Source organism: Asticcacaulis sp. P2_C5, assembly GCF_056404555.1.
Genome location: NZ_JBFUDU010000006.1, coordinates 105,146 through 119,477 on the forward strand (window position 1 = coordinate 105,146; position 14,332 = coordinate 119,477).

General features: G+C 60.4%; 20 protein-coding genes. 14 read left to right on the forward strand and 6 right to left on the reverse strand.

Annotated features, from left to right (window positions below):
• Positions 1-87: 87 nt before the first annotated feature.
• Together AC1DXO_RS12075 and AC1DXO_RS12080 are read left to right on the forward strand one after the other, a co-directional pair.
• Positions 88-906: a DnaJ C-terminal domain-containing protein gene (locus tag AC1DXO_RS12075; protein WP_476978399.1), complete on the forward strand. Its 819-nt coding sequence runs from the start codon at positions 88-90 to the stop codon at positions 904-906.
• On the forward strand, positions 894-1,613 hold the full coding sequence (locus tag AC1DXO_RS12080) for a GNAT family N-acetyltransferase (RefSeq protein WP_476978400.1): 720 nt from the start codon (positions 894-896) through the stop codon (positions 1,611-1,613). Before AC1DXO_RS12075 ends, AC1DXO_RS12080 begins: the two co-directional genes overlap by 13 nt.
• Here AC1DXO_RS12080 and AC1DXO_RS12085 read toward each other — a convergent pair.
• A complete protein-coding gene (locus tag AC1DXO_RS12085; protein WP_476978401.1) occupies positions 1,610-2,884 on the reverse strand; it encodes a dicarboxylate/amino acid:cation symporter in 1,275 nt (424 codons plus the stop codon). The genes AC1DXO_RS12080 and AC1DXO_RS12085 overlap by 4 nt on opposite strands.
• Positions 2,885-3,087: 203 nt before the next feature.
• On the opposite strand from AC1DXO_RS12085, the gene aroC reads away from it, so the two are divergent.
• From aroC to AC1DXO_RS12105, 4 genes are all read left to right on the forward strand, one after another.
• Complete coding sequence (gene aroC, locus AC1DXO_RS12090; protein ID WP_476978402.1) at positions 3,088-4,194, forward strand: chorismate synthase; 1,107 nt, start codon at positions 3,088-3,090, stop codon at positions 4,192-4,194.
• A gap of 65 nt (positions 4,195-4,259) precedes the next feature.
• Positions 4,260-4,967: a pirin family protein gene (locus AC1DXO_RS12095; RefSeq protein ID WP_476978403.1), complete on the forward strand. Its 708-nt coding sequence runs from the start codon at positions 4,260-4,262 to the stop codon at positions 4,965-4,967.
• Positions 4,968-5,101: 134 nt separating this feature from the next.
• On the forward strand, positions 5,102-5,314 hold the full coding sequence (locus AC1DXO_RS12100; protein ID WP_476978404.1) for a hypothetical protein: 213 nt from the start codon (positions 5,102-5,104) through the stop codon (positions 5,312-5,314).
• An 85-nt stretch (positions 5,315-5,399) separates the two neighbouring features.
• The gene (locus AC1DXO_RS12105) at positions 5,400-5,870 is read left to right on the forward strand and encodes a COG3650 family protein (RefSeq protein WP_476978405.1); all 471 of its coding nucleotides are present in this window, start codon (positions 5,400-5,402) and stop codon (positions 5,868-5,870) included.
• A 2-nt stretch (positions 5,871-5,872) separates the two neighbouring features.
• On the opposite strand, the gene queE is transcribed toward AC1DXO_RS12105, so the two are convergent.
• Together queE and queC are read right to left on the reverse strand one after the other, a co-directional pair.
• On the reverse strand, positions 5,873-6,505 hold the full coding sequence (queE, locus tag AC1DXO_RS12110) for a 7-carboxy-7-deazaguanine synthase (protein WP_476978406.1): 633 nt from the start codon (positions 6,503-6,505) through the stop codon (positions 5,873-5,875).
• Between the two features lie 363 nt (positions 6,506-6,868).
• Positions 6,869-7,609: a 7-cyano-7-deazaguanine synthase QueC gene (gene queC, locus AC1DXO_RS12115; protein ID WP_476978407.1), complete on the reverse strand. Its 741-nt coding sequence runs from the start codon at positions 7,607-7,609 to the stop codon at positions 6,869-6,871.
• 133 nt (positions 7,610-7,742) lie between these two features.
• Here queC and AC1DXO_RS12120 point away from each other — a divergent pair, with 133 nt between their 5' ends.
• A complete protein-coding gene (locus AC1DXO_RS12120) occupies positions 7,743-8,183 on the forward strand; it encodes a PaaI family thioesterase (protein ID WP_476978408.1) in 441 nt (146 codons plus the stop codon).
• A complete protein-coding gene (locus tag AC1DXO_RS12125) occupies positions 8,180-8,611 on the forward strand; it encodes a PaaI family thioesterase (protein WP_476978409.1) in 432 nt (143 codons plus the stop codon). The genes AC1DXO_RS12120 and AC1DXO_RS12125 overlap by 4 nt, the downstream gene beginning before the upstream one ends.
• 1 nt (position 8,612) lies before the next feature.
• Here AC1DXO_RS12125 and AC1DXO_RS12130 read toward each other — a convergent pair whose 3' ends face one another.
• On the reverse strand, positions 8,613-9,299 hold the full coding sequence (locus AC1DXO_RS12130) for an ArsR/SmtB family transcription factor (RefSeq protein ID WP_476978410.1): 687 nt from the start codon (positions 9,297-9,299) through the stop codon (positions 8,613-8,615).
• Between the two features lie 51 nt (positions 9,300-9,350).
• On the opposite strand from AC1DXO_RS12130, the gene AC1DXO_RS12135 reads away from it, so the two are divergent.
• The 6 genes from AC1DXO_RS12135 to AC1DXO_RS12160 all read left to right on the forward strand — a co-directional run bounded on the left by AC1DXO_RS12135 (position 9,351) and on the right by AC1DXO_RS12160 (position 12,435).
• Positions 9,351-10,244, forward strand: a complete 894-nt coding sequence (locus AC1DXO_RS12135) for an alpha/beta hydrolase (RefSeq protein WP_476978411.1) — start codon at positions 9,351-9,353, stop codon at positions 10,242-10,244.
• Entirely contained in the window at positions 10,241-10,570 is a 330-nt protein-coding gene (locus tag AC1DXO_RS12140) for an NIPSNAP family protein (RefSeq protein WP_476978412.1), read from the forward strand. The genes AC1DXO_RS12135 and AC1DXO_RS12140 overlap by 4 nt, the downstream gene beginning before the upstream one ends.
• On the forward strand, positions 10,567-10,893 hold the full coding sequence (locus tag AC1DXO_RS12145; protein WP_476978413.1) for an antibiotic biosynthesis monooxygenase family protein: 327 nt from the start codon (positions 10,567-10,569) through the stop codon (positions 10,891-10,893). Before AC1DXO_RS12140 ends, AC1DXO_RS12145 begins: the two co-directional genes overlap by 4 nt.
• Before the next feature lie 139 nt (positions 10,894-11,032).
• Positions 11,033-11,536, forward strand: a complete 504-nt coding sequence (locus tag AC1DXO_RS12150) for a hypothetical protein (protein WP_476978414.1) — start codon at positions 11,033-11,035, stop codon at positions 11,534-11,536.
• A gap of 31 nt (positions 11,537-11,567) precedes the next feature.
• The gene (locus AC1DXO_RS12155; RefSeq protein ID WP_476978415.1) at positions 11,568-11,939 is read left to right on the forward strand and encodes a hypothetical protein; all 372 of its coding nucleotides are present in this window, start codon (positions 11,568-11,570) and stop codon (positions 11,937-11,939) included.
• Between the two features lie 187 nt (positions 11,940-12,126).
• Entirely contained in the window at positions 12,127-12,435 is a 309-nt protein-coding gene (locus AC1DXO_RS12160; RefSeq protein WP_476978416.1) for a hypothetical protein, read from the forward strand.
• A 31-nt stretch (positions 12,436-12,466) separates the two neighbouring features.
• On the opposite strand, the gene AC1DXO_RS12165 is transcribed toward AC1DXO_RS12160, so the two are convergent.
• Both AC1DXO_RS12165 and AC1DXO_RS12170 read right to left on the reverse strand, forming a co-directional pair.
• Entirely contained in the window at positions 12,467-13,042 is a 576-nt protein-coding gene (locus AC1DXO_RS12165; protein ID WP_476978417.1) for a hypothetical protein, read from the reverse strand.
• A 19-nt stretch (positions 13,043-13,061) separates the two neighbouring features.
• Positions 13,062-14,231, reverse strand: coding sequence for a serine hydrolase domain-containing protein (locus AC1DXO_RS12170; RefSeq protein ID WP_476978418.1), 1,170 nt, complete (start codon positions 14,229-14,231; stop codon positions 13,062-13,064).
• Between the last annotated feature and the right edge of the window lie 101 nt (positions 14,232-14,332).

The following is a 14,332-nucleotide window of genomic DNA, read 5'->3' on the forward strand; positions in this document are numbered from 1 at the left end:
TGAGGGAATTTTGAAACCATGAAACATGGTTAGCGGCGCGTTAAGGGTTTGCGGGAGATAACAGGCCGTTCCCATTCCGAGATCGCCATGGCCCGCGCAAAAAAGACCCCCAAATCCTTCCCCGTCATCGAAATGATCCCCGAGCCGGCCAACCGCGCCGAGGCTCTGGTAGCTTTGGGCCTGGCCGGTCCGGCCAGCGATGATGAGGTCCGCGCGGCCTTTCGCCTGAAGCTGAAGGACGCCCATCCCGATATCAACGGCGGGACGGACGCCCTGTTGCGCCGCCTGCTGCTGGCCCGCGAATTGCTGATGTCGGATAACAAGATTTTCCGTGAAGCCACGGATCTGGTTCCGAATTTACCCAAGCCGCCAAGTGATCTCGAAAGATCCGTCCGCCTCGATATCAGCCTGGCCCAGGCGCTGTACGGCGGCGACACGACCTGCGACGTACCGGCTCTGGAAGTGTCGGGCCCCTATGAAAAGCTGACCTCGCTGACGCAGATGAAGACCCTGAGTGTGCCCCTGCTGGCCGGCCTGCGCAATGGCGACATTGTTCGTGTGGCGACCCAGGGCGCCGTGCGCGAAGCCCAAATCTTCCGCATCCATATCGAAGCCGGCGATGGCGTGCGGGTGTGGGGTAACGATATCTGGATGACGGCGCAGGTCGAGGCGCGCATCTTTGCCATCGGCGGGCTGGCACGCATCGACACCCCGCACGGCCCGCACGAGGTGGCGATCGAAAAGGACGCGCCGCGTGGCTCCAGCCTGTGCCTGAAGGGGCTTGGGCTGCCGGCGACAGACTCCAGCCCCGCCGGCGACCTGCATGTCCGCCTGGAAGCGGCCATGAATCGGGTGGCGTCCTATGCGGAGGCCCTGAGCGAATTCCGGCTGAAATGGGCGTCGTAAGGCCCGATACAATCAGCCCGTCGTTGGGTGTGCGTCCGGACGGTTTCGGCCACCCGGTTGGCAAGGCCCTGCCCGGCTGGACGGCTCGTGAGCGATTGCCGGACGTGGCCCTGCAGGGACGCACCTGCCGGGTCGTCCTTTACGACACGCGGTTCGCCCAGGGGCTGTTCGATGCCTTTGCCCAGGACGACGGTCGCATGTTCAGCTATCTGCCGTGGAGGCCTTTTGTCTCTGCGAAGGAACTTGATGACGTTGTCCAGGACTACAGCAAAAACAGGGACTTCCATACATTTGTTATTTGTCGGAACGAAGCGCCAGTGGGCTTGGCCAGCTATATGCGTTACGACCTGAGCAATGGATCGGTCGAGGTTGGCGGCCTGACCTTTTCGCCCGGCCTGCAGAGATCGACCGCGGCGACCGAAGCCATGTATCTGATGATGAAACAGGCCTTCGACGCCGGTTACCGGCGTTACGAGTGGAAATGCGACCAGTTGAATGCGCCATCGGTGCGGGCAGCTTTACGGCTTGGATTTACCTTCGAGGGCGTGTTTCGCAATGCCGTGGTGACCAAGGGCCGGCGGCGCGACACGGCCTGGTTCTCGGTCATCGTCGAGGATTGGCCCGAAGTCCGTGCGCGCCTGGAGGCCTGGCTGGACCCGTCGAATTTCGATGCCGCCGGTCGGCAGAAGGCGGCGCTTGGTAGCTAGTCAGGTCTCTGCCCAGCCAGCGGCTTATCTGTCAGCAGAGGCGATCCCGCCTCGATCAGGCCGTTTTCTCGCGACACCAGGGTGGCGCAGACCAGTTGGCTGGTCACATTGGTCGCCGTGCGCATCATGTCCAGGATACGATCGATCGCCGCCAACAGCGCAATCCCTTCCAGCGGCAAGCCGGCGGCCGACAGGGTAACTGTCAGCATGACCGTCGCCACGCCCGGCACGCCCGCCGTCGCCAGCGAACCCAGGATGCTGGCCAGGGCAATGATGATATAGTGCTGCAGCGTCAGGGGGACGTGGAAATAGTTGGCAATGAAGATCGCGGAAATCGCTGGGTAGATGGCGCCGCAGCCGTCCATCTTCATATTGGCGCCCAGCGGCAAGGCAAAGCCGGCATAGCCCTTTTGCAGTTTCAGATTATCGACCGCTACCTGTAGCGAAACCGGCAGGGTGCCTATCGACGAACAGGTAAAGAAGGCCGTCTGCTGAGCCTGGAAAATACCCTTGTAGAAGCCCAGGATGCGCAGGCCATGCAGTTTGAGCAGGGCTGGATAGACAAGGAAGATTTCAATCAGGCACCCCATATAGATCAGACCGATATAGGGGATCAGCGGGCGTAGCGCCTCAAGGCCATATGACGCCACGACCGAGCCGATCAGGCCGAAGACGCCGATCGGCGTCAACTGAATGATCCAGCGCGTAAGGCGGAACATGACCTGCGAGCCCTGCTCAACCAGGACGCCCAGCTCGCGCGTCTTTTGGCCCAGTACACCGAGGGCAGCGCCCACCAGAATAGCGAAAAAGACGATGCTGAGGATCTGGCCTTCGGCAAAGGCCTTGAAGATATTAGATGGCACGATGCCGGTAACGACATCCACGACCGGCGGAATGACCTTCGGTGTCACATTTTCCAAAGGCAGACCGCTCAGCCCCGTGCCAGGCTGGAAATAGTAGCCGATGGCCAGGCCGATCGAGACGGCAATGGCGGAGGTCAGCATGAACCAGAAGATCGTATAGATGCCCAGGCGCACGGCCCGGCCCCCACCGGCGGACTCTTCGCCGTGGCCAAGTCGCGCCACAGAGGCAGCAATGGTAAAGAAGACGAGCGGCGCCACCAGCATCTTGATAGCGCGGATATAGGTGTTGCCGATCGGATCGAGCACCGGCAGGGCAGCCTTGCCCCAATAGAGTGCCACGGCGATACCAGCGGCAAAAGCTATGACGGTCCGCAGCCAGAAGGGGATTTTGCCAAGCGCCTTGAGCATAATGATTTCTCTCGCAACCAACGGTGTCAGATATGAGCGAAGCCGCACCTATTTGCACACTAAAAAAATTGCAGCCTGAGATGAATGCGGCTAAAGCCTAGCCGTTTGATTTAGCTCAAACGCCGCATGGCTCCTCGCATTAGCTCGGGCGGCCGCTTGGCCTTGCCGAACGCGTTGCGTCCGGAATTCATGTAGGAAATCCTATGTCGCACAACACCTTCGGCCATCTGTTTCGTGTTACCACCTGGGGCGAGAGCCACGGGCCGGCGCTCGGTTGCGTTATCGACGGCTGCCCGCCGGGCATCAGCCTGAGCGAAGCCGATATCCAGTGGGCCATGGACCGGCGCAAGCCCGGCGGCTCGCGCTTCGTTACCCAGCGCCGCGAGGCCGACGAGGCAAAGATCCTGTCCGGCGTGTTCGAAGGTGTTACCACGGGCACGCCGATCTCGATCCTGATCGAAAACACCGATCAACGCTCCAAGGATTACGGCGAAATCGCCCGCCAATTCCGCCCAGGCCACGCCGACTATACCTATTTCGCCAAGTATGGTGTCCGCGACTATCGCGGCGGCGGCCGGTCCAGTGCGCGGGAAACCGCTGCGCGTGTCGCGGCCGGCGCCGTAGCGCTAAAGGTTCTGCAAACCCTGGTCGGCGGCATCGAGGTACGCGGCGCTCTCGTCCAATTGGGCAAGCATCGTGTCGACCGGGCCAACTGGGATTGGGCCCAGACGGCGGAAAACCCGTTCTTTTCGCCCGACGCAGCATCCGTCCCCCTGTGGGAAGATTATCTCGACGGCATCCGCAAGGCAGGTTCCAGTATCGGCGCCGTTGTAGAGGTCGTTGCCGATGGCGTCCCGGCCGGCTGGGGCGCGCCGCTCTATGCCAAGCTCGACTCCGAACTGGCGGCCGGGCTGATGACCATCAATGCCGTCAAGGGGGTCGAGATCGGCGAAGGTTTCGGCGCGGCGGAACTGTCCGGCGAAGACAATGCCGACGAAATGCGGATGGACAACGGCGTGCCGGTGTTCCGCTCCAACCACGCCGGCGGGATATTGGGCGGGATTTCCACCGGCCAGCCGGTCGTAGCCCGAATGGTGCTGAAACCGACTTCGTCGATCCTGACCAAGCGTGAGAGCATCGATGTGGCCGGCCAGGAGGTTGAACTGCTCACCAAGGGCCGGCACGACCCGTGCGTCGGCATCCGCGCCGTGCCGGTGGCCGAGGCCATGATGTCGTGCGTGCTGCTCGACGCCTTCCTCCGCCATCGCGGCCAGACCGGTGGTGGGGCACATAGCGTCGGCCTATTGTAATCGATACAGTTACACTTATATACCGCCCATCATTGTTTCTGGCACTGCTTTTGGGAGAGATTTCCATGATCGACAAACGGCCTTATGACAAACTGGGTGGCGCCAATCACGGCTGGCTGAACGCCAAACACCATTTTTCCTTCGCCAGCTATTACGACCCGGCCAAGATGGGCTGGGGTTCCATCCGCGTGTGGAACGACGACGAGATCGCGCCGCAGTCAGGCTTTCCGCCCCATCCGCACGACAATATGGAAATCATCACCTATGTTCGCGAAGGTGCCATTACCCACGAGGATTCGTTGGGCAATAAGGGCCGGACCGAAGCCGGCGACGTTCAGGTGATGTCGGCCGGGACCGGCATCCGCCACGCCGAATACAATGTCGAAAACGTCCCGACGACGCTGTTCCAGATCTGGGTCCTGCCCAGCGAGCGCGGTCATGCGCCGAGCTGGGGCGCCAAGCCCTTCCCCAAGACCGATCGGGCGGGAAAATTCGTGCCCTTGGCCTCGGGCTTCGACAATGACGGCGATGCGCTGAAGATCCATACGCCGGCCCGGCTGCTGGGCGCCACCCTGCTGAAGGACCAGGCAGAGACCTACCGACCTGTGGAAACGGGCGGCGCTCGGTACCTTTACCTGGTCGTGGCCAAGGGCAGGGTCGCCGTCAATGGCGTCGAACTCGACACGCGCGACGGCGCGGCGATCAAGGACGAGGCCGAGTTGCGGATTACCGCACTGGAAGACGCCGAAGTCGTGCTGCTGGACGCTGCATAAAAAGTAAATAATCGATGCGTGGCGAAGGAGTCACAGGTGGCGCCAAAACGACTGTCTGTGGCTTTTTCGCGATGCACAATGTTGAAAAGCAAGCGACAAGACCGTTGTTACTCATTTATTTGGAGACCATAGATATGGCGAGTGCAGCAGATACCAAGCGTGCAGAAGCCCAGCTCGAGCTGGAAAAGAACAAGGCTGCTCTGGACTTCGCCTCGCGCGCGACGCAGTCACTGCTCAGTGATGCTGCCGGCGCCGCTCTGGGTACCAATGTTGGCCAGTTGAAGTGGGCGAACACCTATCGCAAGGTCCTGACGCAGGTGTTCACCCTGTATAAAGAACTGCTGTAAGCCCCTCCCCGCAGGAATGAACGCTTTTTGAAACGCGGGGCCTGGAGAACAGGTTCCGTGTTTTTTGATTTGAGAGGAACCGGTTATGTCGCGACGCTTACCCCTCATTTGCCTTTCCCTGCTGGCCCTGTGCGCCTGCCAACCGGAAGTTTCCGGCGGAGAACCGGCGGCCGCGCCATCTGCTGCTGCAGTCAGTTCGGTCCCGGAGCCGGTGTCGGCGCCGGTGCTGGGCGGCATCGATCTGAGCCAGCCTGTCAGCGTCAATGGCACGGAACCCTTCTGGGGATTGCAAATCGCCGCCGGCGACATCGTCTATTCGACACCCGAAGACCAGGGCCGACACTTCGCCGGGGCCGCGTTCGCGCTCAAAGGCAATGCGGCCAGCCTGACCAGCGGCGCCCTCAGCGTCACGCTCAGCGACAAATCCTGTTCGGACGGCATGAGCGATCGCGTCTATCCCCTGACCGCGGAAGCGACAATTGACGGCAAGACCCTGAAGGGCTGCGCGATCAGTACAGCCGAGATGACCGCCGGCGGCCAGGGCGGCGAAGACTAACTCTATTTCAAGCCCACCAGCTTATGGGTCTGCACGCTCATCCGCCATTGCGGATGGGCCAGGCAATAGTCGATGACAGACTGCGTATTGGCAGCCTGATCGGCAGAATCCTTGGGCTGTAGATAAAAGCGCTCGAAATTCATTTCCAGAAATTCGGACGGATTTACACTTGCTTGCGGCCAGACAAGTTTAAGCTCCTGACCGCTTGTCTGGCGCAAGCGATTTTCACCCTTGGGCGATACGCAGACCCAGTCGATGCCAGCGGGCGCTTGCAAAGTGCCATTGGTTTCGACAGCAATGAAGTAACCGGCTGATTTTACAGCGGTTACCAGGTCGGTATCCAATTGCAGCAAAGGTTCGCCGCCCGTAAAGACCACGGCCTTCTCGGTTGCCCTGCCCTCGCCCCAAACGGCGTCGAGGGCCGCGACGACATCGTGGGGTGTCGCGAACTTGCCGCCATTTTCGCCATCCGTGCCGACAAAGTCGGTGTCACAGAAATCGCAGGCCGCCGTGGCGCGGTCCTGCTCACGCCCGCTCCACAGGTTGCAACCGGCGAAACGCGCAAAGACGTTGACGCGACCGGCTTGGCCGCCCTCGCCCTGCAGGGTCAGGAAGATTTCTTTGAAACTGTACATGGCTGTGAAAAGCTAAGGGTTTGTCCGCTGATGTCGCGGATAAACACAGGTTTTCGTAACTCCCAACTGAGTGTAGAATGGTTTCGCGCAACGTGGTGACCGCACGTCTTCGATAGTGGAATCTTGGATCACGAAAAGCACGAAAATCAGAAAAGCACGAATGAAAGTTGCAGTGGACCGCGCGAAGCGCATTAACTCAAGTGGGCCGCAACGTGGTCGAATGCCCTTCGGGCGAGGAAGATGCAGCCCTCTCCCATTCGTGCTTTTCTGATTTTCGTGCTTTTCGTGATCAAAAATTCCACCGTAGAAGACGTGCCGTCACTGCGTTGCGCGAACCAAAAATCTGTAGATCACGCCCTCGGCTCACCGCTCCGCGTGTTGTTTCATCTCGAGAAAGTGCTCGAAGCCTGTTTTTCGCAACTGGCACGCCGGGCAGTCGCCGCAGCCATAGCCCCACGGATGGCGCTCGCCGCGTTCCCCCATGTAGCAGGTGTGAGTCTCTTCCAGGATCAGATCGACCAGGGCCGTACCACCCAGGTCCTGGGACATGGCCCAGGTCTGCGCCTTGTTGAGATACATCAACGGCGTATCGATGGTGAAGGGCCGCTCGACGCCGAGATTAAGGACCGTTTCCATCGCCTTCAGCGTATCGGCCCGGCAGTCGGGATAACCGGAAAAATCGGTTTCGCACATACCGCCGACCAGATGGTCGATACCGCGGCGATCGGCCACTGCGGCGGCATAGACGAAGAAGACAAGGTTACGACCGGGGACAAAGGACGACGGCAGGCCGCGTTCGGTCATAACGATCGCCGACTCGCGCGTCAGAGACGATTCGGCTACGGCGCCAAAACCCTTCAGGTCGCAGACATGGTCGTCACCCAGGCGCGCGCGGGCCAGCGGGTAGACTTCGCGGAAGCGCATTAGGACGGTCTGACGTGCCATCATCTCGATCGCGTGGCGCTGGCCATAGTCAAAGCCGATGGTTTCGACGCGTTCATAGGTATTGAGCGCCCAGGCCAGGCAGACGCTGGAATCCTGGCCACCCGAGAACAGGACCAGAGCGGATTTGGCGGCGGGAACGGAGTCCAGAAACGCGGACATGGCGCGGCTTTCGTAAGAGCAGGAATGACGTTATGTAAAAAAGCCCCTTTGGTTGAATTTGCAAGGACTTTTTGCTGCGCTGCGTCAGGGATTACACTTTGACGCGTGCGGCAAGATAGGCGAAACTACCGACATGAGCCAGCCCTTCGCCGAGATGTTCGCCACCATTATCGACCACACGCCCTATATGAAGGCGATTGGCGCGCGCTATGTCGGCAGCGACAAGAACGGCACCACCATGGTCCTGCCCTATCGCGCCGATCTGATCGGGGATCCGGAGACGCGCGTCTTCGCGTCGGGCGTGGTGACCGCCCTGCTCGACAATACATGCGGCATGGCCGTGTGGGACCGGATCAACGAATTCAAGCCGATCGCCACTTTGGACCTGCGTATCGACTATATGCGCCCGGCCATGCCCGACAACGATTTGAAAGCGACGGCCAAGTGCTATAAGCTGACGCGCAGCGTGGGTTTCGTCCGCGCCTTTGCCTACGAGGTCAGCCCGGACGATCCCGTGGCGGCAGCACAGGCGGCCTTTATCATCTCCTCTCCGACATTGAAGGCCAAGGCATGAGCGCAGATCTGGGCAAGATGAACCGGAGCGAGCCCTGTCACCCGGCAGAGGTTCTTAAATCCATTCCGTTCGCCGGCTTTCTGGGCGTGCAGATCGAACTGGCCGGCGACGAGTTGACGGCGCATCTGCCGTTCGACGACAAGCTGATCGGCAATCCGATGATCCCTGCCCTGCATGGCGGGGTGATCGGGGCGTTCATGGAAATCACGGCCATGGCGCAACTGGCGTTTTCGGAACGCTTCGACCACATCCCCAAGCCGATCAATGTCACGGTCCAATATCTGCGTTCAGGCAAGCCGGTCAGGACCTATGCGCGGGCAGTGCTCAATCGCGTCGGGCGGACGGTGGCCAATGTCGAGGTGACCGCGTGGCAGGAGCAGCGCGACCATCCGATTGCCACCTTGCAGGCGCACTTTTTGGTCGAATAGATCAGGCTGCCGCATCGGCTGGACGAATCTGCAGCAAGAATTGGCGTTCACCGTCGGCGGTGAAATGAACGGCGCGGCTGGCGGGGTCGCGATGCGCCCAGCCCAGTTGGAAAAACCGGTTGAGCAGTGCCGTGCCGAGACGCCCGGCGAGGTGATGCTGGCGAACGCTCCAGTCGAGGCAGGCGCGACAGGTCGGGCGGGTCGACGGGCCCAAGTCAAGGGCGAGGTCTTCGATGAAGCGGTTGGCGGCGGGACCAAGTGTCAGGCGTTCGCCAGATTGGCTGATAACGGCTTTTTCGATCAGGCTGTCATACAGTCGCACGCCGTAATCGCCGGCCAGATGGTCGTAGCAAACGCGCGCCTTGCGCAACGCCGGCTCCTTCGGGCCGGTGCGGACGCGGGTGGTGCCGTCACGCGCGGCCAGGCCCATCAGGCTTTCCAGCACAGCCGCGACCTGCGGATCGGACAGGCGCCAGTAGCGATGCCGGCCCTGGGCCGTGGGTTGGATCAGATTGGCTTCCGCCAGTTTTGCGAGGTGCGAAGACGCGGTGGCTGGCGTGACACCGGCTTCGAGGGCCAGTTCCGAAGACGTCAGGGCGCGACCTGACATCAGCGCCGTCAGCATATTGGCGCGTGCGGGGTCGCCGATCAGGGCGGCTATGCGAGCTATGTCAGGACCGAGTTTCATGGGACCAAGTACCTCGGAAAAAGGCGAGCATGGTTTGATGGTGATCGAAGCATGATCAAGCGTCAAGGCTCTATGAATCACGCCATGCAGGTACACGGATTCAACAATGGATTGGCGCTTTGGCGGCAGGCAGGCAGAGGCTGGCCGGTGCTGTATGTCCACGGCTCGACCTTCCCCATCGCCTTGTCGATCGGCTATCGCTTCGATGGCGTGTCGTGGGCCGACAGTCTGTCGGCCGCCGGGTTCGACGTCTGGGGGCTGGACTTCGCCGGGCATGGCCGGTCGCGCGGGCGGCCGTGGTTTGATGCGGCGGATCAGATTTTCGACGCCGTTGATTATATCATCAAGACAACAGGTTACGAGAAAATCCTGATATTGGCGCATAGTTGGGGAAGCCTCCCCGCCGGCGCCTTTGCCTGTCTCTATCCGAGACGACTAAAGGCGCTGGCGCTGTTCGGCCCGATTGCCCGGCGCGACGGTCCCGCCGTACCGGAACTGCGCGAAGACCTGCTAATTTCGGTTCAGGATCAATATGTCCGGTTCACCGCCGACGTGCCGGCCGGCGAAACTGCCGTACTGTCGCAGGCGCATTTCGCGGCGTGGGCGACGGACTGGTTGAATAGTGATGCTGAAAGCTCGATGCGGAGCCCGCCGGCGGTTCGGGTGCCGTCTGCGCCCTACAACGACATATCTGCGGCGTGGAGCGGACGCCCCGCCTATGACCCCGCCGGACTGAGCCGCCCTACTCTTGTTGTGCGCGGCGAATGGGACAGCGTGTGCAGCCATGAAGACATGCACCGTATAGGCAACCAACTGGATGCGCGATATTTCCACCACGCCACAGTGCCGCGTGGCACGCATCTGCTGCATCTCGAAAGCGGCCGCCAGCATCTGTACGCCGCTTGCGAAACATTTTTTCGTCAACAGTTGAAGGACGTGCCATGAGCCTGACTTGTTTTATCCGCTACCGGATCGACCCTTTCCAGCGTGAAGCCTTTGCCGTCTATGCCGATAACTGGGGACGCATCATTCCGCGCTGCGGCGGCCATCTGGTGGGTTATTTCCTGCCGCATGAAGGGACCAACGATATTGCCTGGGGCCTGATCCGCTTCGACAGCCTGGCCGAGTATGAAACCTATCGGGCGCGTTTGAAGGACGATGCTGAAGGTGCGGCCAATTTCTCCCTGGCGCGCGACAAGCGGTTTATCCTGCGCGAGGAACGGACCTTTGTCGAAGACATCCCGTCGTCCATCGATCGGAGGCCGTCATGATTGCCGTGATCTTTGAGGCCGAACCGGCGGAGGGCCAGATGCAAACCTATCTCGACCTGGCCGCGGCGTTGCGACCGCGGCTGGATCAGATGGATGGGTTTATCTCGATCGAGCGCTTTCAATCATTGAGCGATCCGAAACGGTTATTGTCCCTGTCCTTCTGGCGCGACGAAGACGCGGTCAAGGCATGGCGTGAGGTTGAGCCGCACCGCCGCGCGCAAGCCGCCGGCCGTGACCATGTGTTCAGCGATTACCGGTTGCGGGTAGCGGCTGTTCTGCGGGACTATGGCCTGACAGAGCGGGCGGAAGCGCCGGCTCGGTAATCCTCTGGGTTCTTGTTGTCGGACGTCCGAAATAGCATAATGTCTCGCTTTTGAGCGTCAGACGTTTTCGTCAGCGCCACTTTCCGCGCTCGTTCAAACCCTGACAAGGCTATTCACGATACGGAATCGTAGGGGAAACATGGCCCAGACACCGATCATCACGTGCTGCATATTTGCCTCACATTATCAATTTGTCGTTTGCGACGATCCCGGCGGGACGTTTTCGGACGACGAAAACTGGGACGATGCCAAGTTCCAGCAAGGCTTCGCCGGCGCGGCGCGCTTTCGCATGATAGGTACAGAAGCCGACGGAAATGAACATTGGCTTGAGGTGGTAACGGCCGACGAGCTTCCCGATTTCGACCACTGGGACCGCGTCACCTGCGTGCCTTTCACCTGCGCCACAGGTTGTGTCCACATCACATCTGTCGTTGCCGACAAGCCTTTCGGTTCGGCGCGCCTGGCACCCGGCGTCTACAGTCTTTATGCAGCGTGTCGGAATCCGGGTGTCGATCAGTTCAGCCTGGGCGAGGACGGGCGGTTGAGTGCCGAAGCGCTGGCGCTTCGCAAGGACCTGGAATGGTATAGGGTGTATATAGTTCCCGGCGAGCCTGATACCGTCGGACGGCTGAAAGGCATTTAGAGGCGCTATCACGCGGCAAAAGGGGAAAGCCATGACCACATCCGTACTGATCATCGGCATTGCGCCGGAACTGGCCAATCTCGACAATTTTCCAGGACTGACCGTTGAAAAGCTGAAAGCCGACCTGGCGGCGTCAAAGGCCGGCCTCCAGGCTCTGGGCTATGAGGTCGAGCAGTGCTTCATCCCGCCGGATGCCCATGGCGCCGAAGCTATCGTCAAACCGTTGCTGGAAAGCCGGACCTTTGATGTGGCGCTGATCGGTGCCGGCGTTAGGATACCGCCGCAGCACCTGTTGTTGTTCGAGCGCCTGATCAACCTGCTACATACCCATGCCCGGGAGGCGCGGATATGTTTCAACAGCCTGCCAAGTGACACCCAGGCTGCCATCGAGCGAATGATATGACGCTATGAGAGAATATGTTAAGCCATTTTCGAGGAAGGGACACCTTCTGGCAACCATCATGGCATGGCCAGTTATGCCCCATACGATCACGGCCGTCGCATGTGCGATGCAGCAAACGTGAACAAGTGTGCTTTGTCATCCTGCCGCATTTGAGCGAAAATCGGCAGGCTGGCAAAGGAGAGTTCCCATGACCAACCTGTTGAACGCGACTGATCGCTACACCTTCATTTCCGAGCAGATCGAACGCATGAAGGGGCCGACCGAGGAGACGCACAAGGTATTGACCGGCCTTCAGGCGCAAATCGAAGCCGCTAGCTCCCTGAGATTCGATCCACGTGACCGCGCGGCCTTGCGCGCCTATCTAAGCGGCGTCATTCACCGGCTGAATGCTGGCGAAATCGACGAACGCGCGGCACATTCCGGGGTCGACCGGCTAGTCATGGCCGCCACGGCCAACAGCCCCGGTGCCTTGGATGTTATCCATTCCGGAGATTGACGCCCGGTTGTCCGGACTGACGTCACGCCTGTCATATCGTGCCGATATGGCCCCAAAACCACAACTTCTCCGATGACGATTTAAGTACCTCGGCGACGCCCGGCAGCACGGGCTTTGACCGCCAGTTCGCCACGGCAGAGGCCTTTATGTGCTTCCGAACGGTCAGCATCGTCTTCTCCAGCTCCGCCCAGTCGACATCATCCAGTTGAGCCTGAGTGAAATTACCGTAACGCCTGGCGCTGGTTTCACCCCAATAACGGAGTTCGCACGGCGCTATATCCGGCTCGGCCAGCGCCTTGACCTGACCGATAGTAATGATGGCAGGGCTTTCCAACTGCGTACGACCTAAGGCCCTCATGCGGGCCATGGTGTCGAGACTGAACCAGATGCGCCGCCGTTGCGGCGCGCTTCCCACCCTGGACGGCCAAAATCCCAAGGACAGATTTTGCCAATCGCTTTTTGGCACGCTGTCGAAGGACCGGTTTGGCTTGTCGGGTCGGGAATAGATTTCCAGACACTGCATGCCCGGCAGAGCCATCATCCAGTCCATGACGCTGCTCAAGTCATCATCCGTGGCGTAGAAGTTCCAGATTACACCTTGGGTCAAACGAGACTCCGTCCTACGCCTACGACCTGCCGGGTTGGTCGCCATATTCCCAATCATAGGGTACGCCGGTGTCGCCGAGGATCTGCTGGACAAGGGAGGCGAAGCTGGCCTCGGCGCGGACGTCGTTGGACAGAATCAAGACGCAGCGCTTGTGGCTTTCCAGGCAGACCAGGGTATTGGCGGTCTGGCCATCGTGACCGCCTTTGAAGAAGCCGTGGCCTTGCGGTCCATCGAAAACCACCACGCCGAGACCGGCATACAGGTCCTTGCGCTGTTCGGCAGCAGGCAGTTCGGGCTGGAACGGCGGGAATTGTGTGCGGGTGGTGATATGCAGTTGCGGCTTGACCAGCTCAGCGCGTGACGCCGGCGACAGGCCATCGCCTCGGACCAGGGCGGCCGCGAATTTTGACAGGTCGTTGATAGTGGTATCCATGGAGCCGGCGGCGCGGACTTTTGAGCGTTCATCGTGCTCGCCGACCTCACCCTTGTCATTCCAGCCGTCAGCCAGGTTGGGCCGGAAGTCGTCGCGCCATTTCAACGAGGTGCGTGTCATGCCGAGGCGGGTGAAGTTGGCCTGGGTCAGGTCGCCGACATCGACACCGAGCCCCTGGGATTTGCGGCCGTTGTCGATCACGAATTGCAGCAGGATCATGCCTTCGCCGGAATAGGCGTAGCGCGTGCCGGGGTCGAAATGGATGCGCAATTTCTGATCGGGCTCGATCCACCAGAAGTTTGAGAAGCCGGTAGAATGGGTCAGCACCATGCGCGGCGTGATCAGCTTCCAGCGCGGGTCGGTCGCCAGGTCTTTGTAAGGGCCATACTTGTCGGGATAGATGGCGTTCGGGTCATAGTCGATCAGCGGCTTATCGAGGTCCGCTGCCAGTGGCGTATCAAGATTGATTTTATGCTGATCAACCAGTTGCAGGACCGTATAGGCGAAAACCGTCTTGGTAACGGACGCGCCATACATGACGGTGTCGGCGGTCAGGGGATCGCCGGCGGCATTACGCTGGCCGTAGGCGTTGACATAGGTCACCTGGCCGTCGTCGATAACGGCGATGGCCAACCCCTTGGCGCCTGTATTAGCCATGGCTACACGGACGGCGGAGTCGATTTGCGCGCCCGTCGGCAAGGCATGCGCACTGGTGGAGGCCAGCAGAAGACTTACGGCAAGGACGTGGCGCAACATGATGAACTCCCGATTTGGACGGAGGTCATCATGCTACCGGCACGCGGTCAATGCGGAATGTTTCTCTCGCTTCGGCGAGCCAACTGCTGTCTCTGATTTGC